The 18874-nt window shown below is 72.6% G+C and carries 14 protein-coding genes; 7 read left to right on the top strand and 7 right to left on the bottom strand.

Annotated elements, in window-relative coordinates:
* Positions 1-6: 6 nt before the first annotated feature.
* From ACQP2Y_RS27690 to ACQP2Y_RS27680, 3 genes are read right to left on the bottom strand one after another with little or no spacing between them, the layout of a single operon-like run.
* On the bottom strand, positions 7-1128 hold the full coding sequence (locus tag ACQP2Y_RS27690) for an aromatic ring-hydroxylating oxygenase subunit alpha (protein WP_433717952.1): 1122 nt from the start codon (positions 1126-1128) through the stop codon (positions 7-9).
* Entirely contained in the window at positions 1125-2276 is a 1152-nt protein-coding gene (gene solA / locus ACQP2Y_RS27685) for an N-methyl-L-tryptophan oxidase (protein WP_433717951.1), read from the bottom strand. The genes ACQP2Y_RS27690 and solA overlap by 4 nt, the downstream gene beginning before the upstream one ends.
* Before the next feature lie 8 nt (positions 2277-2284).
* Complete coding sequence (locus ACQP2Y_RS27680; RefSeq protein ID WP_433717950.1) at positions 2285-4636, bottom strand: GcvT family protein; 2352 nt, start codon at positions 4634-4636, stop codon at positions 2285-2287.
* Positions 4637-4938: 302 nt separating this feature from the next.
* Between ACQP2Y_RS27680 and ACQP2Y_RS27675 the strand changes: the two genes are divergently transcribed.
* Genes ACQP2Y_RS27675 through ACQP2Y_RS27660 form a run of 4 tightly spaced genes read left to right on the top strand, consistent with a single transcriptional unit; the run spans position 4939 to position 9123 of the window.
* Positions 4939-6531, top strand: a complete 1593-nt coding sequence (locus ACQP2Y_RS27675; protein ID WP_433717949.1) for an MFS transporter — start codon at positions 4939-4941, stop codon at positions 6529-6531.
* Positions 6532-6577: 46 nt separating this feature from the next.
* Positions 6578-7192 (top strand): TetR/AcrR family transcriptional regulator, encoded by a 615-nt coding sequence (locus ACQP2Y_RS27670; protein WP_433717948.1) that lies wholly within the window; start codon positions 6578-6580, stop codon positions 7190-7192.
* Positions 7189-8160 (top strand): threonine ammonia-lyase, encoded by a 972-nt coding sequence (locus ACQP2Y_RS27665; RefSeq protein ID WP_433717947.1) that lies wholly within the window; start codon positions 7189-7191, stop codon positions 8158-8160. Before ACQP2Y_RS27670 ends, ACQP2Y_RS27665 begins: the two co-directional genes overlap by 4 nt.
* 60 nt (positions 8161-8220) lie before the next feature.
* Complete coding sequence (locus tag ACQP2Y_RS27660) at positions 8221-9123, top strand: DUF5995 family protein (protein WP_433717946.1); 903 nt, start codon at positions 8221-8223, stop codon at positions 9121-9123.
* On the opposite strand, the gene ACQP2Y_RS27655 is transcribed toward ACQP2Y_RS27660, so the two are convergent.
* Together ACQP2Y_RS27655 and ACQP2Y_RS27650 are read right to left on the bottom strand one after the other, a co-directional pair.
* Complete coding sequence (locus ACQP2Y_RS27655; RefSeq protein WP_433717945.1) at positions 9110-10609, bottom strand: diguanylate cyclase; 1500 nt, start codon at positions 10607-10609, stop codon at positions 9110-9112. The two genes, ACQP2Y_RS27660 and ACQP2Y_RS27655, sit on opposite strands and share 14 nt — an antisense overlap.
* Before the next feature lie 715 nt (positions 10610-11324).
* A complete protein-coding gene (locus ACQP2Y_RS27650; protein ID WP_433717944.1) occupies positions 11325-11783 on the bottom strand; it encodes an Hsp20/alpha crystallin family protein in 459 nt (152 codons plus the stop codon).
* A 206-nt stretch (positions 11784-11989) separates the two neighbouring features.
* Here ACQP2Y_RS27650 and ACQP2Y_RS27645 point away from each other — a divergent pair, with 206 nt between their 5' ends.
* Complete coding sequence (locus ACQP2Y_RS27645) at positions 11990-13108, top strand: threonine synthase (RefSeq protein WP_433717943.1); 1119 nt, start codon at positions 11990-11992, stop codon at positions 13106-13108.
* Positions 13109-13205: 97 nt separating this feature from the next.
* On the opposite strand, the gene ACQP2Y_RS27640 is transcribed toward ACQP2Y_RS27645, so the two are convergent.
* Both ACQP2Y_RS27640 and ACQP2Y_RS27635 read right to left on the bottom strand, forming a co-directional pair.
* The gene (locus ACQP2Y_RS27640; protein WP_433717942.1) at positions 13206-14513 is read right to left on the bottom strand and encodes a TIGR04013 family B12-binding domain/radical SAM domain-containing protein; all 1308 of its coding nucleotides are present in this window, start codon (positions 14511-14513) and stop codon (positions 13206-13208) included.
* 61 nt (positions 14514-14574) lie between these two features.
* On the bottom strand, positions 14575-16770 hold the full coding sequence (locus ACQP2Y_RS27635; RefSeq protein ID WP_433717941.1) for a hypothetical protein: 2196 nt from the start codon (positions 16768-16770) through the stop codon (positions 14575-14577).
* 244 nt (positions 16771-17014) lie between these two features.
* Here ACQP2Y_RS27635 and ACQP2Y_RS27630 point away from each other — a divergent pair, with 244 nt between their 5' ends.
* Together ACQP2Y_RS27630 and ACQP2Y_RS27625 are read left to right on the top strand one after the other, a co-directional pair.
* Complete coding sequence (locus ACQP2Y_RS27630; protein ID WP_433717940.1) at positions 17015-18169, top strand: uroporphyrinogen-III synthase; 1155 nt, start codon at positions 17015-17017, stop codon at positions 18167-18169.
* Complete coding sequence (locus tag ACQP2Y_RS27625; RefSeq protein ID WP_433717939.1) at positions 18166-18840, top strand: sirohydrochlorin chelatase; 675 nt, start codon at positions 18166-18168, stop codon at positions 18838-18840. The genes ACQP2Y_RS27630 and ACQP2Y_RS27625 overlap by 4 nt, the downstream gene beginning before the upstream one ends.
* Positions 18841-18874 lie beyond the last annotated feature (34 nt).

Here is an 18874-nt window from a genome sequence, read left to right as displayed (position 1 = left end):
ACGCGTTCAGGCCGCGAGGCGGGTACGCAGCCAGTCGTGGAAACCGGCGATGTGGTGCTCGCTGGGCACCAGCACCCCGCCGTCGGCGTACGCGCGCGAAGCCATCCCCGGCTGGCAGCGCTCGCAGGCGTCGAAGTCCTGCCGGTTGACCCGGTCGAAGAGCTCCACCGAGCGCGACAGGTCCCGGCCCTCGGTGACCACCTCGCTCAGATAAAGCCAGTCGCACTCGACCACCGTGCGGTCGGCCGCCAGCGGGTACATCCGGTGCAGGATCACGTGGTCCGGCACCAGGTTGAGGAACACCTGCGGCTTGATCGTCACCGCGTAGTAGCGCCGGTCCTGGCTCGCGTCGATGCCGGCGATCGGGGTCACCCCGGCGCCGCCGTCGACGGTGAAGCCCTCGACGCCCGGGCCGAACTCGGCGCCGTGCCCGACGTAGTACTGCGCCGCGTAGCCGCCCGCGAACTCCGGCAGCACGTGCACCAGCTCCGGGTGAATCGTCGCGCAGTGGTAGCACTCCATGAAGTTCTCGATGATGAGTTTCCAGTTCGCCCGTACGTCGTACCGGATCCGCCGGCCGACCGTCAGGTTGTCGATGCCGTAGCGTTCCACCGCCGCCAGATCACCCAGCCGTTCCTCGCAGGCGCCCTGCACGGTCTCGGCGAAAGACGGCGGGGTCGCGGCCAGGCACACCCAGACATAGCCGAGCCATTCGCGGACGTGCACCGCGTTCAGGCCGTACTCGACCCGGTCGATGTCGGGCATCTTGACCAGGTTGGGTGCCGCCACCAGCTTGCCGTCCAGGTCGTACGCCCACGCGTGGTACGTGCACCGGAACGTCCGCTTGACCGACCCGCTGTCGTCGGCGCACAGCTGGGCGCCGCGGTGCCGGCAGATGTTGAGGAATGCGCGCGCTTCCCCGGCCGCGTTGCGGGTCACCAGCACGCTCTCCCGGCCCACCCGGACCGTACGGAACGCGCCCGGCGTGCCGACGTCCGAGCCGCGCACCGCGCAGAACCACATCTGCTCGAAGATCCGCTCCTGCTCGGCGGCGAAGATCGCGGGATCGGTGTAGTAGGTACCCGGCAGGGTCCGCAACAGGCTGGCGGGCAGCTCGGTCATGGTCATGTGGTCACCCCTGTGAGGCGGCGTGGGTGGAACAGATCGATCGGGTGCCCCGTCGCGCCCGTGGTGGCCAGGTCGGCCAGGATCTCGCCGACCACTGGCACGAACTTGAAGCCGTGCCCGGAGAACCCGCACGCGACGGTGACCGCCTCGTGCGCCGGGTGCCGGGCGATCACGAAGTGCTCGTCCGGGGTGTTGCTGTACAGGCAGGTCTTGGCGCGCAGAAACGTGCCGGGCAGGTCGGGCAGGTTGCGCCGGGTCCGGTCGGCCATCGCCCGGATCTCGTCGGGGTGCACCTCGCGGTCGATGGTCTCGGGGGTGGTGACGACGCCGCGCCGGAAGAACGCCACCTTGGCGCCGCCGTCCGGCCCGTCGATGGCCGGGAAGCCGTAGATCTGGCTGCCCGCGGCGTCCTCCCAGATGTAGATCGGATGCCGCTCGGGCGTGAACGGCGCCACCCCGCCGGCCGGCTGGAACCAGTACTGCACCTGGCGTTCGATGGTGAACGGCACGCCGAGGTCGGCGAGCAGCTGCGGCGCCCACGGTCCGGGGGTGATGACCAGCTGCCCGGCCGTGTACGAGCCGGAGCCGGTCTCGACCCGTACGCCGCCGCCCGCCGCGGGCCCCCAGCTGGTCATCGGCTCGTCGAAGTGCAGCTCGGCACCGGCCCGCGCGGCCAGCGTGAGCTGCGCCGACACGGTCGCCTCGGGGCGTACGAAGCCGGCCTTGGCCTCGTAGAGCGCCACCTCGTCCGGGCGCGGGCTCAGCGTGGGGAACCGCCCGCGCAGCGCCTTCGCGTCCAGCATCTCGTGGTCGAGCCCCCAGCGCTCGGCGCTGAGCCGGCTGCCCGACACGGTGAGGCTCTCCGGCGGCCCGACCATCACCCCACCGGTGAGCGTGATGACGTCGGTGCCGGAGTCACGGGCCAGTGTGTCGTACAGCTCGTAGGCGCGCAGCAGCAGCGGCACGTAGTCCGGGCTCTCGAAATAGGACTGCCGGGTGATGCGCGAGCCGCCGTGGCTGGCCCCCCGGTCGTGCGCCGGCCCGAACTTCTCCAGGCCCAGCACCCGGACCCCGCGCGCGGCGAGCTGGTGGACGGCCGCGCTGCCCATTCCACCGAGCCCGACAACGATGACGTCAAATGCGGCCACGCCGGCTCCTATCGCCGAATCCGTTCATGCTTCGGGTCGAACAGCGGCTCGGCGGCCACGCGGGCGCGCAGCAGCCGGTCGAAATAGCCCACCCGGACGGCCGTGCCGGGCACGGCGACCTCGGCGGGCAGCCAGGCGTACGCGATCGGGGCGCCTACGGTGTGCCCGTACGCCGCACTGGTCACGAACCCGGCCGGCTTGCCGTCGGCGTACACCGGTTCCCGGCCCATCGGCACGCAGCCCTCGTCCTCCAGCACCAGGCAGGTGAGCAGGCGCGCGGGCTCACGCCGTTCCAGCAGGGCGGACCGCCCGACGAAGTCACCGCGGTCCAGCCGCACGGCGAAGCCCAGCCCCGCCTCGTACGGGTCGTCCTCGGCGGTCATGTCGGTGCCCCAGGCCCGGTAGCCCTTCTCCAGCCGCAGGCTGTTGAACGCCGCTCGGCCGCCCGCGACCACTCCGAGCGAGGCACCGGCCTCCCACAGCGTGTCCCACAACCGCAGCCCCAGCTCGGCGGTGGTGTAGACCTCCCAGCCCAGCTCGCCCACATAGGAGAGCCGCAGCATGGTGACCGGCACCGGACCCAGATGGGCGCGCCGGGCCTTGAAGTAGCCGAACGCGGTGTGCGAGACGTCGATGTCGGCCAGCGGCGCGATCAGCTCCCGGGCGAGCGGCCCCCACACGCCGACACAGCAGGTGGCGCCGGTGATGTCCCGGATCACCACCCCGGCCGGGGCCCGCCGCAGCAGCCAGTCCAGGTCCAGCGGCCCGTTCACGCCGACCTGGAACCGGTCCTCAGCGAGGCGGGCCACGGTCACGTCGCTGCGGATGCCGCCGTCGGTGTCGAGCAGCAGCGTGTAGACCACCGTGCCGACCGGCCGGTCGAGGTCGTTGCTGCTCAGCCCCTGGAGGAAGGAGAGCGGGCCGGTCACTTCGAGGCGGGTCAGCGGGGTCATGTCGTACAGGGCGACGCGCTCGCGGGTGGCCCGGGCCTCCGCCGCCGCGATCGGTGACCAGTGCCGGGCCGACCACTCGTCGCGCGGTACGGCGGTACGGGGCAGATCGGCGTTGGCTTCGTACCAGAGCGGCCGCTCCCAGCCGGCGGCCTCGCCGAACACCGCACCGAGCTCGCGCTGCCGGGTGTGGAACGGGCTCACCCGCAGATCCCGGACCGAGGGCGGGTCCAGCGGATGGATGATGTCGTACACCTCGACGAAGCTGCGCACCGAACGCTCCCGCACGTACGCCGGGGACAGCTGGGACACGTCGAAGCGGTTCAGGTCGCACTCGTGCAGGTCGACGCCCGGCCGCCCATCGACCAGCCACTCGGCCATCGCCCGGGCCACCCCGGCGGAGTGCGTCACCCAGACAGCCTCGGCCGTCCAGAAGCCGCGCACCTCGCGGGACTCGCCGAGCAGCGGGAAGCCGTCCGCCGTGAACGAGAAGACGCCGTTGAACCCCTCCTCGACCGCGCTGCCGGCCAGCGCGGGCAGCAGCTCGGTGGCGGCGGTCCACGACTCGGCGAAGTCATCGGGGGTGTAGGCCAGCATGGACGGCTGCGGGCCCTCGGCCAGCTCGGTGAGCTCGACGGGCATCGGCCGGTGCAGGTAGGAGCCGATGCCGAGCCGGTCGCCGTGCGAGCGGAAGTACAGGTCGCGGTCCTGGTGGCGCAGGATCGGGGTGGGCAGCGGGCCGGGCAGCGTCGTGGTCCGGGCGTACTGGTGGGCCATCGGCAGCAGCGGCACCGGCACTCCGGCGAGGGCGCCGACCGCGGGGCCCCAGAAGCCGGCACAGCTGACCACGATGTCGGCCGGATAGGTGGCGTCGTCCGTGCGTACCCCGGTGACCCGGCCGCCGGTCCGCTCGATGGCCACGACCCGCTGATGCGGCAGGAACCGGGCGCCGCGGGCGATGGCCCGGCGGGCCTGCGCCTCGCCGGCGTCGACCGCCCGGGCCAGCCCGTCGCCCGGCACGTGCAGCCCGCCCAGCACCTCGCCGAGCAGGGGATAGAGCTCCCGGCAGGCGTCCGGCCCGAGCACCTCCGCGGCGATGCCCCAGGCAGTCGCGTAGCCATGCCGCCGGTGCAGCTCGCGCAGCCGCTCCGGGGTGGTCGCCACCTCCAGGCTGCCCACCGCGTCGAAGCAACCAAGCTCGGTCAGCTTCTCCACGGTGTAGCGGGCCAGCCCGGCCATCGTCCGCGACGGGTTGGTCTGGAACACCAGGCCGGGCGCGTGCGAGCTGGATCCGCCCGTGCTGAACAGCGGGCCCTGCTCCAGCACCGTCACGTCGGTGCGGCCGCGCAGGGTGAGTTCGTCCGCCAGGGCGCACCCGACGATCCCCGCTCCGATGATGACGATCGCCATGCCCCGCGTCCCTTCGCCGAACGAGCCGTGCCTAGGAGCGGGCCGTGTCTCCGTCGTCACAGGATCAGCAGCGGCGGTGGCGCCGGTCAATGGGCGATCGAGACTTTTACCGCGACGCAATAATCCGTGCCGACGGTGTTCCGGCCGTTGCCGGCGGTCCGGTGCCCGAAACGATCGAGGGTGACGACGCCCACAATACGATACGAGTCTGTTCCGTATCGCGCGGGACAGGTCTACGGTCGGCCAGAGATACGGAACAGTTCCGTATCGGATCAGCCTCCACAGCTCAGGAGTGGCACCACATGGACGTTCCCACCGCAGAGAACACCGGGCACCCCCGGCGCTGGGCCATTCTCGCCGTACTCGTCATCAGCCTGCTCGTGGTCGTGCTGGACAACACGGTCCTGAACGTCGCCCTGCGGACCATCGCCGACCCGGACGAGGGGCTGGGCGCCAGCCAGAGCCAGCTCGAATGGGCCATCAACTCGTACACCCTGGTCTTCGCCGGCCTGCTCTTCACCGCCGGCATCCTGGCCGACCGGCTCGGCCGCCGGATCACCCTGACCGTGGGGCTGGCGCTGTTCGGCATCGCCTCCCTGGTCTCCGCCTACGCCCAGACCGCGGACCAGCTCATCTGGGCCCGCGCGCTGATGGGCCTCGGCGCCGCCGCGATCATGCCGTCGACCCTGTCGATCATCTCCAACGTCTTCGACCCGCGCGAGCGCGGCCGGGCGATCGGCGTCTGGGCCGGCGCCGTCGGCCTCGGCGTCGCGATCGGCCCGATCGTCGGCGGCCTGCTGCTCGAGCACTTCTGGTGGGGCTCGGTCTTCCTGATCAACGTGCCGGTCGTCATCGCCGGTGTGGTGCTGGTCAGCGTGCTGGTCCCCGAGTCGCGCGACCCGCGGCCGGGCCGCATCGACATCGTCGGCGTGCTGCTCAGCATCGTCGGGCTCACCCTGCTCACCTACGGCGTCATCGAGGGCGGCGAGAAGGGCTTCGGCCAGCCCGAGGCCTGGGGCACGCTGGTCGCCGCGGTCGCGGTCCTGACCGGTTTCATCCTGTACGAGCGCCGCATCGCGTTCCCCTCGCTGGACGTCAAGCTCTTCGCCATCCCGCAGTTCTCCGCCTCGGTCGGCGCCATCGGCCTGGTCTTCTTCGCGGCCATGGGCGCGATGTTCTTCAGCGCCTTCTACCTCCAGCTGGTCCGCGGCTACGGCCCGCTGGCCTCCGGCGCGTTGTTCGTGCCGTTCGCGGTGGCCCAGATGGTCTTCGCGCCGCGCAGCGCCGCGATGGTCAAGCGGTTCGGCCCGAAGCTGGTCAGCACCGTGGGTCTGCTCCTGGTCGCGGCCGGCCTGGCCGGCTGGCTCGTCGTCGGCGAGACCACGCCGATCTGGATCGTCGGGGCGCTGTTCTTCCTGATGGGCGTCGGCATGGCCAACGTGATGCCGCCGGCCACCGAGGCCATCATGTCGGTGCTGCCCCGCGAGAAGGCCGGCGTCGGCTCGGCGGTCAGCAACACCATCCGGCAGATCGGTGGCGCCCTGGGCGTGGCCGCGCTGGGTGCGATCGTCTCCTCCTCGTACCGCGACGACGTCACGACGGCCACGGCCGGCCTGCCGGACGCCGCCCGCGAGGTGGCCCAGGAATCCATTTCCGGCGCGTACGGGGTGGCGGCCCAGGCCGGTCCGGGCGGGGCCGCCCTGATCAGCTCGGCCAACGACGCCTTCATCACCGCGATGCACTACGCGTCCATCGGCAGCACGATCTTCGCGCTGCTGGGCGCCCTGGTGGCGGCCGTCTGGCTGCCGGGCAAGCCGCCGGCCGGCGTCCCCGCCCCGACGACAGCCGAGGGGCTGGCCGAGGAGCAGGGCATCGCACTGGTCGACGCTTCATGACAGGGGCAGGTGGCCACGACATGAAGGCTCGGTAACAATGGAGCCCATGACGACGGTCAGCGTGGACGAACCGGCCGGCCAGGACCGCAAGGCTCCTGGCCGGCCGCGCAACGCGCACGCCGACCAGGCCATCATCCAGGCGGTCTTCGACCTGCTCAGCTCGGGCCAGAGCGCCGACGCCGTCTCCATCGAGGCGGTGGCGGCCAAGGCGGGCGTGGGCAAGGCGACGATCTACCGGCGCTGGCCCAACAAAGAGGCGCTGCTGGTCGACGCGGTGGCCACCATGAAGGGCCCGCTGCCGGAGCCGGTGGGCGAGTCGGTCCGCGACGACCTCATCATGCTGATCTCGGCCATGCGCAACAAGCGGATGGAGCACTACGGCAAGGTCACCATGTGCCTGCTGCCGGAGATCGCCAAGAGCCCCGAGATGCGGCGCATCTACCAGGGCGTCATCGAGCCGCGGCGCGACGTGATGCGCGGCGTGCTGCGCCGGGGCATCACGACCGGTGAGCTGCGCGCCGACCTGGACGTGGAGCTGACCCTGCTGATGCTCTCCGGCCCGACCGCGATGCAGAACATGATGCACTGGAACCCGCAGGTCGCCGAGGACAACTTCGCCGAGCGCCTGGTGGACGCCGTCCTGCGCGGTGCCGCCGCATGAGCGTTACGCTCGGCGACGTTCGCGACGCCGCTGCCCGGCTCCAGGGTGTCGCGCACCGCACGCCCGTGCTGCGCTCCCGCACCCTGGACCGGCTGGCCGGCACCGAGGTGCACCTCAAGGCCGAGAATTTCCAGCGGATCGGCGCCTTCAAGTTCCGCGGCGCCTACCACGCCGTCTCCCGGCTCGACCCTGAGCAGCGGGCCCGGGGCATCACCGCGTACTCGTCGGGCAACCACGCGCAGGCGGTCGCGCTGGCCGCCCGCGAGTTCGGCACCACCGCGGTCATCCTGATGCCCGCGGACACCCCGGCGTCCAAGCAGGAGGCCACCGCGGGGTACGGCGCCGAGATCGTCACCTACGACCGCTACACCGGGGACCGGGTCGCTCTCGGTGCCGCGCTGGCGGCCGAGCGGGGGCTGGCGCTGATCCCGCCGTACGAGCACCCGCACGTGATCGCCGGGCAGGGCACCGCCGCGCTGGAGCTGCTCGACCAGGCCGGTGAGCTGGACGCCCTGCTGACGCCGGTGGGCGGCGGCGGGCTGATGGCCGGCAGCGCCACGGCGGCCAAGGGGCTGTATCCGGCGATCCGGACGATCGGCGTGGAGCCGGAGGCCGGCGACGACACCCGGCGGTCGCTGGCGGCGGGGGAGCGGGTGGCCGTGCCGGTGCCCCGCACGATCGCCGACGGCCAGGCCGCGGACATCCCCGGCGAGCTGACCTTCTCGATCAACCGCCGGCTGCTCGACGAGGTCGTGCTGGTCAGCGACGACGAGATCCGCGACGCCATGCGGTTCGCCTTCGAGCGGCTGCGCATCGTGCTGGAGCCCAGCGGCGCCACCGGCCTCGCTGCGCTGCTCGCCGGGCGGGTCCGGCCACTGCCGCGCCGCACCGGGGTCATCCTGTCCGGCGGCAACGTCGACGCCGTACGCTTCGCAGAGCTGGTCAATCCGGCATTTACTGTCGGGTAGCCGCCGGGACCCTGGTCAGCCGCGACCGTGTTCTCCATGGTGTACGGCGTGGAGGAATCGATGACAGTCACCTTCGATCGTGACGACGCCCAGCGCAGCGCCGGCGTGCTGCGCGACGAGCGCCTGCAGCTCACGCCCGCCGTGCCGCGGGGGCGCGGCTGGGCCCCCGCGCACATCGAGGTCGCGGACCTGTGCGGCGCCGAGTGCCCCGACATCAGCACGGTACTCAAACACCTGACCACCGCGCAGCAGATCTTCGACCGCCTGCCACCGCCTTCGGCAAACAGGGTCGCCGCGTTCAACTCGCTCTATTTCACCATCACCGACCGGGTGGCCCAGGCCCTGCGCACCGCCGACGTGCGCAACAAGGACTTCCTGGAGCTGCTCGACGTCGAGTTCGCCAAGCGCTACTTCTCCGCGCTGCGGCTGTGGGGCGACGACGACGCCGCCACCCCGGACGCGTGGGAGGTGCTCTTCCGCCGGGCCCAGGACGACCGCGTGACCCCGCTGGCCGCCGCCATGCTGGGGGTCAACGCGCACATCAACCACGACCTGGCGCTCGCCCTGGTCAGCACGTGGGAGCAGCTGGGCCCGCCGGACCCGGACGAGATCCACCCGGACTACCTGCTGGTCAACAAGATCTTCTTCGAGGAGATCCCCGGGCTGCGCCGGCGCTACTCGACACCGTTCCAGCTCAAGATCGACCGCCTGGTCGGCAACCTGGACGACTGGAGCCAGCGGGTGCTGGTGTCGGTGACCCGGGCCCACGCCTGGGAGCAGGCCGAACGGCTGTGGGCGCTGCGCGACGACCGAGAGGACCTGGACCGGGCGCTGCTGGTGATGGACCGCGCGTCCGCCTACGTCGGCGAGCTCCTGCTGGTCGGCGACGACCTGGTCAACCTCGGCGGCAAGCTGCTGCGCGGACGGCGCCCGGGCCGCGGCGACGACGTCAGGGGCCGCTGACCACCCGGTCCCGGCCCGCCCGCTTGGCGGCGTACAGGTGTTCGTCGGCCCGCCGGACGACCGAGTGGACGTCGTCGTCCGGGCGTAGCGAGGTCAGCCCGATGCTGGTGGTCACCCGCAGACCGGGGGCGACGGCCTCCCAGTCGTACGCGCCGACGGCCGCCCGGGCCGTCTCGCAGGTCGCCGCCGCGTCCGGCAGCGCGGCGTCCAGCACGAGGATGAACTCCTCCCCGCCGTGCCGGCCGGCGTGCCCGCCCAGCGACCGCAGGATGTCGGCGACCCGGCACAGCACGACGTCCCCGACGGCATGCGTCCAGGTGTCGTTGATCAGCTTGAAGTGATCAAGGTCGAGCAGGGCCACTCCGGCCGGACGCCCGGCGGCGAGCACGGCGGAAAGCTGCGCGTCCGACCGGCGCCGGTTCCACAGGCCGGTGAGCGCGTCCCGCTCGGCCATCTCCCGGAACAGCTCGGTGTTGCGGTGCGCCTCGTCGACGGCGTACTGCGCGTGCGCGACCCGGGCCATGACCTCACTCTGCTCGCTGCGGCGCACGGTCCAGGCCTCATGAAAATCGACCATCTCCTGGTACGCGGCCTGGAAGTCACCGAGCTCGGCATGGCAACCGGCCAGCATCCGCAACGCCAGCGCGTCGACATCGGGCAACCGGTCCCGCTCGGCGATCTCCCGGCACCTCGCCAAGGTCTGCATGGCGGTGCCGACATTGCCGTCCCGCCGCTGAATGTCGGCCAACGTGATGAGCGCGGCCGGAATCGCATCCGAATCGGTCGGCGCGGCGCCGGCAATGGCCTCCTCGATCACCAGAGTGGCCTCCCGCGGCCGCCCGGTCTCCAACAAGATCCGGGCGACGGTGTCGGCACAGGAAGCATTCAACGGCTCCCCGGCCTGCTCGCTGTGCGCCCGCATCCGCCCGACCAGCGCCGAAGCACTGTCGAGATCACCATGGGTGTACGAACACCAGGCCCAGTTGTTCAGGTTGGCCAGCATCAGCGCGGGCCGGCCACAGGCATCGGCGAGCTGCTGCGCGGCCTCGAACTCCCCGTGCGAGATCCCGCCGATCCGCTGATCATTGACCTGCAACGCCAGAATGATCGCGTGATCCACCCGGAGCGTGAGCGGATCACCGTCCTCGAGCATCCGGTTCGCCGGATACGCATGCCGCACAGCCTCGGCGTTGTCACCCGCCCGCCACAACCCGCCGGCGACAACCGCATGGGCGTGGGCGAGAACAACCCGGTCCTCGCTGCTGGTGAGCAGCTCCCGCGCCTGCCGAACCCCGTCAGCGACCCGCCCGCCCCGATTGTCGAGCTCGGCGAGCACCAGCCGCCCCAGATCGGCATGCCGCTGATCACCGTCGGCGGTGGCCTGCCGGACCAGCTCCCGGGCCCGCCCGGCCAGCCCGTCATGACGCACATAGATATCCGCGATCAACGACTCGAACGCGGCGGCAACTGCGGGACGTACCTGCACGCCCGGCCCTATCGGCTCGCCACGGCAACTCCTGAGCGGTCCCCACCCGCACCGGACGCGGACGCGCCGGGGTGAATCGCGGGGCGGAGCTCGACCGGGCTCATCACCCCGACCCTAGCCCTGCCGCCGGACACTCCGGAACCGAACTGCGCGCAGACCTGCCGGGCGGTTGCCCTTGAGGCTTCAGGCATGGGGTTCTGCGGTTGGTCGCCGGGTCACGCGCTGGGTGGGGTGCGCTGTCGGCTTGTCCGGCGCCGGCTCTGCCTGCGGCCGGCGGGCGTATCGCCCGCCGGCCTGTGATCACGTGCCTGGCGGTCTCGGAGCGCCTGCGGTGCATCACGCTGCAGGCTCGGTCTTGCGGGCGCATCGCCCGCTCGTCATCCCGCGGTCGGACCTTGGCCCGCGGCGGGCGCATCCCGCGCTCTCTTCCCCGGTCGGACCTTTCCTCACGGCGGGCGCACCGCCCGCTGGCCGGGGCCGGACTCTCGCTGCCGGATGCGTCGCCCGCCGTCTCGTCTCCACTGCCGCTGCCGCTGCCGCCGCATGGCCCGCCTGCTCGAAGCGATGCCGTATCTCAGGCCCGGGCGGGCGCACCGCCCGCCCGGGCCCCCATCCGCAGCTCGATGCCCGGCGAGCGCACCGCCCGCCCCGGCCCCAACCCCAGCTTGGTGCCCGGCGGGCGTAACCGCCCGCCGGGCGTTCGGGAGGAGTGCGGTCAGGAGCTCGTGATCGCCTGCTGCGGCGCCGTCTCGCTGGTCACAGCGGGCGTGCCGGTGGTGATCTCGATGCGGCGGGGCTTGGCGGCTTCGGCCACCGGGATGGTCAGGGTCAGGACGCCGTCCTGCCAGGTTGCGGCGATCTTGTCGAGGTCGAGACCGTCGCCGAGGGTGAGGCGGCGTTCGAAGGTGCCGGTTGCGCGTTCGCGGCGGACCCACTGCACGTCGGCGTCGGTGCGCGCGCTTCTTTCGGCGCGGATCGTCAGGACCCGGTTGTCGACGTCCACCTGGACGGAGCCGGGGTCGATGCCGGCCAGGTCGCAGTGCAGGACGAAGTGGTCGCCTGAGCGGTACAGGTCCATCGGCATCGCCATGGTTGCCGTGCTGCCCGCCGCTCCGCCGAACATCTGCCCGGCCAGCCGGTCGAACTCGCGGAAAGGATCGAAAGTCAGCACCACGGGATCCACCTCCTCGACGTGGCCCGCCGGCCTGTCCGGCGGGCTCGTGGCGCTCGGCTCAGATCAAATCTGCCGAGGTCGCGCCGCGCATCGAGGTGGTCCATCACCGCGATGAGCAGCAGCGACAAGTAATTGTTTAGCACTGTCCCCGAGGGAGTGCCAAGTCCTTCGGCGGAAAAAATCGCCGGCTCTGGCAAGATCGGTCCATGCTTGTGGACCGGGCCGGGCGCCGCTACCCGCTGGACGAGCCGCGCTGGCGCGGCGACGACGGATCGCCGCTGCTGGTCGAGCCGCTGCCCGGCATCACCCGCGACGACGTGGACACCACGGTACGGTCGCAGTGGCGTTACGCCGCCGCGTTGCCGCAGCCGCTCGGACGGCGGATCACCCTCGGCGAGGGGCTCACGCCGCTGCTGCCGTTCGATGTCGACGGGGTGCCGTTGTCGGTCAAGCCGGAGTGGTTCAACCCGACCGCCAGCTTCAAGGACCGCGGCACCACCGTGATGATGTCGGCCCTGGCCACGCAGGGCGTCACCGAGATGCTCGAGGACAGCAGCGGCAACGGCGGTTCCTCGGTGGCCGCGTACGCGGCGGCGGCCGGCATCCGGGCCACCATCCTCGCGCCCGAGTCGACCTCGCCGGCGAAGATCCAGCAGAGCCGGGTGCACGGGGCGTCCGTGGAGTTGGTGCCCGGGAGCCGGCAGGCCACCGCTGACGAGGCTGTGCGCCGGTCGGCTTCGACGTTCTACGCCAGCCACAACTGGCACCCTTTCTTTCTGCAGGGGACGAAGCTCCTCGCGTACGAGATCTGGGAGGACCTGGGCTTCCGCGCGCCGGATGCGGTCGTCCTGCCGGCCGGCGCCGGCAGTCTGGTCCTGGGTTTCCACGTCGGCTTCGGCGAGCTGCTGCGGTCCGGCGCGATCGGGCGCCGTCCCCGGCTGCTGGTCGCGCAGCCCGAACATTGCAGCCCGCTGGTCGCCGCTTTCGCGGCCGGGGCCCCGGCGGTGTCGCCCGGGCCGTGGAGCGCGACGGTCGCCGAGGGTACGGCGATCGCGGTCCCGGTCCGGGACCGCGAGGTGCTGGCGGCGATCCGCGAGTCGGACGGTGACCTGGCGGCCGTGCCCGAGGCGGCGATCGGCCCGGCGACGTTCGAGTTGGCTCGCCGCGGCCTGTACGCGGAGCCGACCAGCTCCATCGTGGTCCCGGCGATCCGCGAGTTCGTGCGGCGCGGCAGTCTGCGCCCGGGCGAGACGACCGTGGTCATTCTGACCGGCTCAGCTCTGAAGGCCTCGGACGCGGTCGGCCGCCTGCTGACCGCGACCTGATCCGGCCGCCCGCAGGTCCGGGGCCGCCTGCTGAGCGCGGCTGATCTGGCGCCGCGGGCCGAGAAGGACCGCGAGCTGAACTCGCGCCGCCGGCTGATCAGGGCTTGTCCGGCAGCACCGGCAGGATCGTGCGGCTGCGCCCGGGCCGCGGGTAGGCCTCGGCCGCCGCCGCGAGCCGGCTCGCGTGGTCCCGCTGCCGCTGCCAATGCCCATACAGCGCCCCCCGCTGCGAAAGCCGATCCACCTCCCGGATCGTCTCCGGGTCGACGTCCCCGGCCGGGGCGTCCCGCCACGGCGTGCCCGGCAGCGGCATGAACGTGTGGGCGTGGATGCGGGCGCCCAGATCGGCCAGCTCCCGGGCCAGCCCCAGCGACGCGTCCACGTCAGCACGGTCCTCGCCGGGCATGCCGAAGATCATGTCGACATTGATCTTGAAGCCTTCCTCGAGGCCGAGCCGGACCGCGCGGCGCACCTCTTCGACGCCGTGGCCGCGTTTCGCCGCTGCCAGCACCCGGTCCGAGCCGGACTGGGCGCCGACGATGATGTTGGTGTTGTCGCAGTAGCGCCGGACCAGGCGCAGTGCCTCGCGGCTCACGTGCTCCGGGCGGATCTCGCTCGGGAAGGAGCCGAAGAACACCCGCCCCTGCGGCCCGATGCCCTCGCGGCACGATGCCAGCAGCTCTTCCACCGCCGCCAGGTCCGGCTCGTCGGTCTGGGTGCCGTACGACAGTGCCGTCGGGGTGATGAAGCGGACGTCGCGCAGGCCGCGTTCGCGCATCCGGTCGACGTGCCAGCGCACGTTGGCCACGCTGCGGTGCCGGAACTTCGCCGAGAACATGAAGGGGGTCTGACAGAACCGGCAGGCGTAGACACAGCCACGAGTGATCTCCAGGGCGTTGAAGCGGTTCCAGCGCAGCGAGAAGCCGCGGAACTCGTCCAGCGAGCCGGTCCGCGCCGCCCTCCCGGTCTTCACCACGGTGCCGGCAGCGTCGCGGTAGACCAGGCCCGGCACGCCCGTCGGGTCGCCGCCGGCGTCGACCAGGCGCAGCAGCGTGGCCTCGCCCTCGCCGACCGCCGCCACGTCCCAGCCGGCGTCGAGCGTCTGCACCGGCTCCGCGGTGGCGTGCACCCCGCCCGCCACGTGGGTGACGTGCGGTCCGTCGGCCAGCGTCCGGATCTCGGCCAGTTCCTCGGCCAGCGCGGCCGCGTCGGGGGAGTAGAACGACCAGAGCACCAGCACCCGCGAGCCGGCCGCCGCCCGGATCTCGGCCGCGGTGGCCTCGGCCGACTCGGCGAAGCGGACCTCGTACGAGGTCCCGGTCCGGTGCTCCTCGAGGGCGCCGAGCAGCACGTGGAACCCGTACGTGACCGCCTTGCGGTAGCGCAGGATCAGCACCACATCCATGCCGTCGCATCCTGCCAGGCGCGGGGACGGCCCGGTGCGCGCCGGGCCGCCCCCGAACGGGTCAGCCGACGGTCACCGTCACCGAGGCCTCGGAGCCGTTGTCGGCGTCCGCCGAGCCGGGGAACGTCGCCGAGAACGAGTGCCGGCCCTTCTCGTCCACGGTCACGGTCAAGCTGAACGAGCCGTCCGCGGCTGTCCGCAGGTCGCTCACCTTGCCCTTGCCGGTACGGCTCGGGGAGTGCCACGCGACGTAGAGGAAGCCGTCGCGCACGGGGCTGCCGTCGCCGTTGAGGACCTTGCCGGTGATGGTGACCTGGTCACCGACCTTCGCGGTGGCCCGGCTGGCCGCGATGGATGTCCTGGTTCCGGTGGTGGGGCTGCCGGCGGTGGCGAGCGTCTTCTCGTACCGGATGATGTCGTCCTTGCCCTGGGCGACGCCCAGCTGGGGGACGACCAGCCGGGCCCCCGCGGTGAGGCCCGCCTTGAGCGTCCACTGTGGCGTCGCGTCGAGGTGGACGTACGCGCGGGTGCTCAGCTGCGGCCCGGCGACGCCGTAGATCAGGAAGCTGAACTTCGGTGCCACCCCGGCCTGTGCGGTCGCGTTCCGGCTGACCGTCGGCGGCTGGTACGTGAACTTGGTGCTGAAGTCGGCGACCGGGCTGACCGTACCGTCGCGGTAGGCCAGGCCCGCCTTGACCGCCGCGGTCTGCCCGGCCGAGGTCTCCAGCGCGGCCTGCACCGAGCCGGACGCGTCCAGGTAGAGCTGGAGTTCCGGGGTGATCACGACCGGCACCGGGCCGGCCGAGAAGGTGATCGGCTGGAACCGGATCGGCTCGGCCAGCAGTGCCGTCTCCTTGAGCGAGCAGGAGGCGCTGCCGCTGATCGAGGCCTTGAGCTGCGCGTCCTCGGTCAGCGTCCCGGTGAACGACACGGCGGAAACCCCGCGCGGGCTCCACGACGCGTCGAAGTCGAAGCTCGGCGTGATGCTGATCGACCCGGTGATCTCCGCCTTCGCGGCGTTGGTGCAGGACACCGTACGTCTGATCGGCTGGACCACCGGCCCGCCGGCCGAGCGGGCGCTGATGTCGCCGGTCCCGAGGGCGAACGTCTCGTCGATCGTGGCCTCGGCGATCGCCTCGGTGAGCTTCGCCGGCCCGGCCTCGACCGTACGGCCGTCGACCGCCACCACCTTGACCAGCAGGCCGTTCGGGGTGACCGGGGTGCTGCCCGCCGCGAGGATCTCGCCCGGCCTCGGCAGCCGCGCGCCGGCGGCGAAGCGCAGCGTCTGCCGGCCGGCCGGGTCGCCGGTCACCGCGGTGAGGGCGGTCTCCGGCAGCACGGTGGTGCTGCTCGCCGCGACCAGGCGGAAGTCGCTCCACCGGCCGGAACGCAGGCTGCTCTGCACCACGCGCCCGTCCAGGCCCAGGGCGGCGATGTCCACCGCGCCGGACGCGCCGGAGGCGGCGGCGATGCCCGAGCCCAGCCGCGCGTCGAGGCGGGTGGCCCGGCCCCAGGTGCGGGCGCCGTTGACCGAGACCCGGGCCGCGGGGGTCAGGTCCCGGTTGCGGGTGATCAGGTGCAGCTTGCCGGTGCCGGGCTCCACGGCCAGGCCGGGCGTGGCGGTGGAGATGATGCCGGTGTTGCGCCAGCCCGCGGGCCGGCCGCCGGTGACCACGGTCGTGCGGACCTTGCGGTCACGGCCCGCCGCGGCGATCACCAGGCTGCCCGAGCGGCCCACCGCCGCCGGCGAGGTGCTGAACCGGCCCCCCAGCGACGTCCAGCCGCTCCACTTGCCGCCGCGCAGGTGACGGACTCGCACCGTACCCTCGTCGTCGCGGACCACGACCGCGAACGCGCCGCCGCCGAGACCGGCGACGGCCGGCGCGCCGGTGGCGGAGCCGCCGAGGCCGGACCAGGCACCCCCCATTTCGGTACGCACCCAGACCTGCTCGTCGGCGACCGTCGCGGCCAGCACTTTGCCGGAGGCGGGGTCCGCGCCCAGCCCGACGCCGCTGGTGTCGTCCAGCGGCCGCGCGCCGGTGAACGCACTCGCCTCGCCCCAGCGCCCGAGCGTCGAGACCTGCTCGTTGAGCCGGCGCGGCTCGGCACCGCGCCAGACCAGGCGCATCGCGTCGGCGCCGGTGGCGACCAGGGCCGGTGTGGTGTCCGGCACGGCCGAGGCCGACGCGTCCGGCAGGACCAGCAGGGCCGTGCCACCGAGACCGGCCAGGGCCAGCAGGGTGAAGGTACGTCTCAAAGCACTCACATCCACGGGGTTCGGGCGACTACTCCCGTCGAACGCCCCGCGGGCCACCGGCGACGCGCCCCTTGGCCGGGTGGGCGGCAATCTTGGGCGAACCTCCGACCCCGAACGGCTGAGACGAGTCTCACGGCGTCAGGATCGGCTCTCACGGCGTCAAGATCGGCGAAGTGAGTCATGGTTTTCACCGTCGTAACACGTCCTACCCCGGGAGGTAATGGCTGGTGGAGAGCCTGCTGCCATGGCCGACTCGACCGGGCCGGTGACGCCCGCGGGCGTCGGCGGGCCCGTAACACCCGCCGCCCCGCTGGCCGGCTTCACGATCGCCGTGACCGCCGAGCGGCGCCGCGAGGAACTGTCCGCCCTGTTCGAGCGGCGTGGCGCCAAGGTGCTGGTGGCGCCGGCGATCACGATCGTGCCGCTCGGCGACGACCAGGCGCTGCACGCCGCCACGGAGGCCTGCGTGGGCCTGGCCCCCGACATCGTCGTGGCCACCACCGGCATCGGTTTCCGCGGCTGGCTGGAGGCGGCCGAGGGCTGGGGGATGGGCGACACGCTGCGGGCCGCACTCAGCCGGGCCCGGCTCATCGCCCGCGGCGCCAAGCCGTGCGGCGCGATCCGGGCCGCCGACCTCACCGAGGACTGGTCGGCCGTGTCGGAGTCGTCCGAGGAGATCCTCGAGCGGCTGCTGGAGCAGGGCATCGCCGGCCGGCGCATCGCCGTGCAGCTGCACGGCGGCCCGCAGGCCGAGTTCACCGGCGCCCTCCGGGCAGCCGGTGCCGCGGTCGTGGAGATCCCGGTCTACCGGTGGACGCTGCCGCCGGACCTGGCCCCGGTACGGCGTCTCGTCGCCCAGCTCGCCGCCGGCCAGGTCGACGCCGTGACGTTCACCAGCGCCCCCGCCGTGCAGGCCCTGCTGGAGATCGCCGGTGACAGCGCGGACGAGGTGCTCGACCGCTTCCGCGGCGCCACGATGGCCGCCTGCGTCGGGCCGGTCACCGCCGCGTCCCTGGTCGAGCAGGACGTACCCGTGGTCACCCCGCACCGGTCCCGGCTGGGCGCCCTGGTCAAGGTCGTCACCGACGAACTACCACGCCGGGCCGTCCGGCTCGGCGTCGCCGGAACGGTCCTGGAGATCCGCGGCCACGCCGTCCTCATCGACGGCCGGCTGCAGGCCCTGCCCCCAGCGGCGATGGCCATCCTCACCGCCCTGGCCGGCCGCCCCGGCGCCGTGGTCTCGAAGGACCGCCTCGCCGCCGCCCTGCCCCGCGGCACCGACGGCCACGCCGTCGACGTGGCGATCGCCCGGCTCCGGACGGCCCTGGGCCCGGCCGGACACATCGAGACCATCATCAAACGCGGCTACCGGCTGCGCGTCGACGAGCAGGCCGGATGACCGCCCCGACAAAGGACCGGCCGCCGGTCCTGCTCGCGGTCGCGCACGGTACGCGCTCAGCGGCCGGCCAGGCGCAGATCCGCGACCTGGTGGACCGCATCGCGTGCCGCCGCCCCGACCTGGACGTTCGCTTGGCCTATGTGGACGTGCAGCAGCCCCGGGTCGGCGAGGCGATCCAAGGTCTGCGGGCGGTGGTGGTGCCGCTGCTGCTCTCGGCCGGCTACCACGTCCGGGTGGACATCGCCGAGGCGGTCGCAGCGAACGACGCGGTGGCCACGGCCCCGCTCGGGCCGGACCCGCTGCTGGTGCGCAGCCTGGAACGGGGGATCGCGGGGTCGTCGGCGGACGCTGTCGTGCTGGCGGCCGCGGGATCCAGCGACCCGGCGTGGCGGGCCGACATCGCCGGGGTCGCGGCTCGACTGGGCGCGCACGTGGCGTACGCGTCGGGCGCTGAGCTGCGGGTGGCTGATGTGGTGGCCGGGCTGCGGGAGCAGGGGGCCCGGCGGGTCGCTGTTGCGGCTTATCTGCTGGCTGAGGGGTTGTTCTACCGGTCGCTGCACCGGGCGGGGGCGGATCTGGTGACGCCGCCGCTGTGCGCGGACCCGGCGGTGGAGGACCTGGTGCTGCGGCGCTACGAGGACGTGTGCGGAAAGCAGCTGGCGAGGCGCTAGTTCACTCCGTCTCTTTCTTATCAAAATCTGCGGA

The organism is Actinoplanes sp. CA-051413 (genome assembly GCF_050955795.1).
In the GTDB taxonomy this organism is placed as follows: Bacteria; Actinomycetota; Actinomycetes; order Mycobacteriales; family Micromonosporaceae; genus Actinoplanes.
The sequence above is the reverse complement of the archived record's forward strand: the minus strand, read 5'-3'. Positions and strand labels throughout refer to the sequence as shown.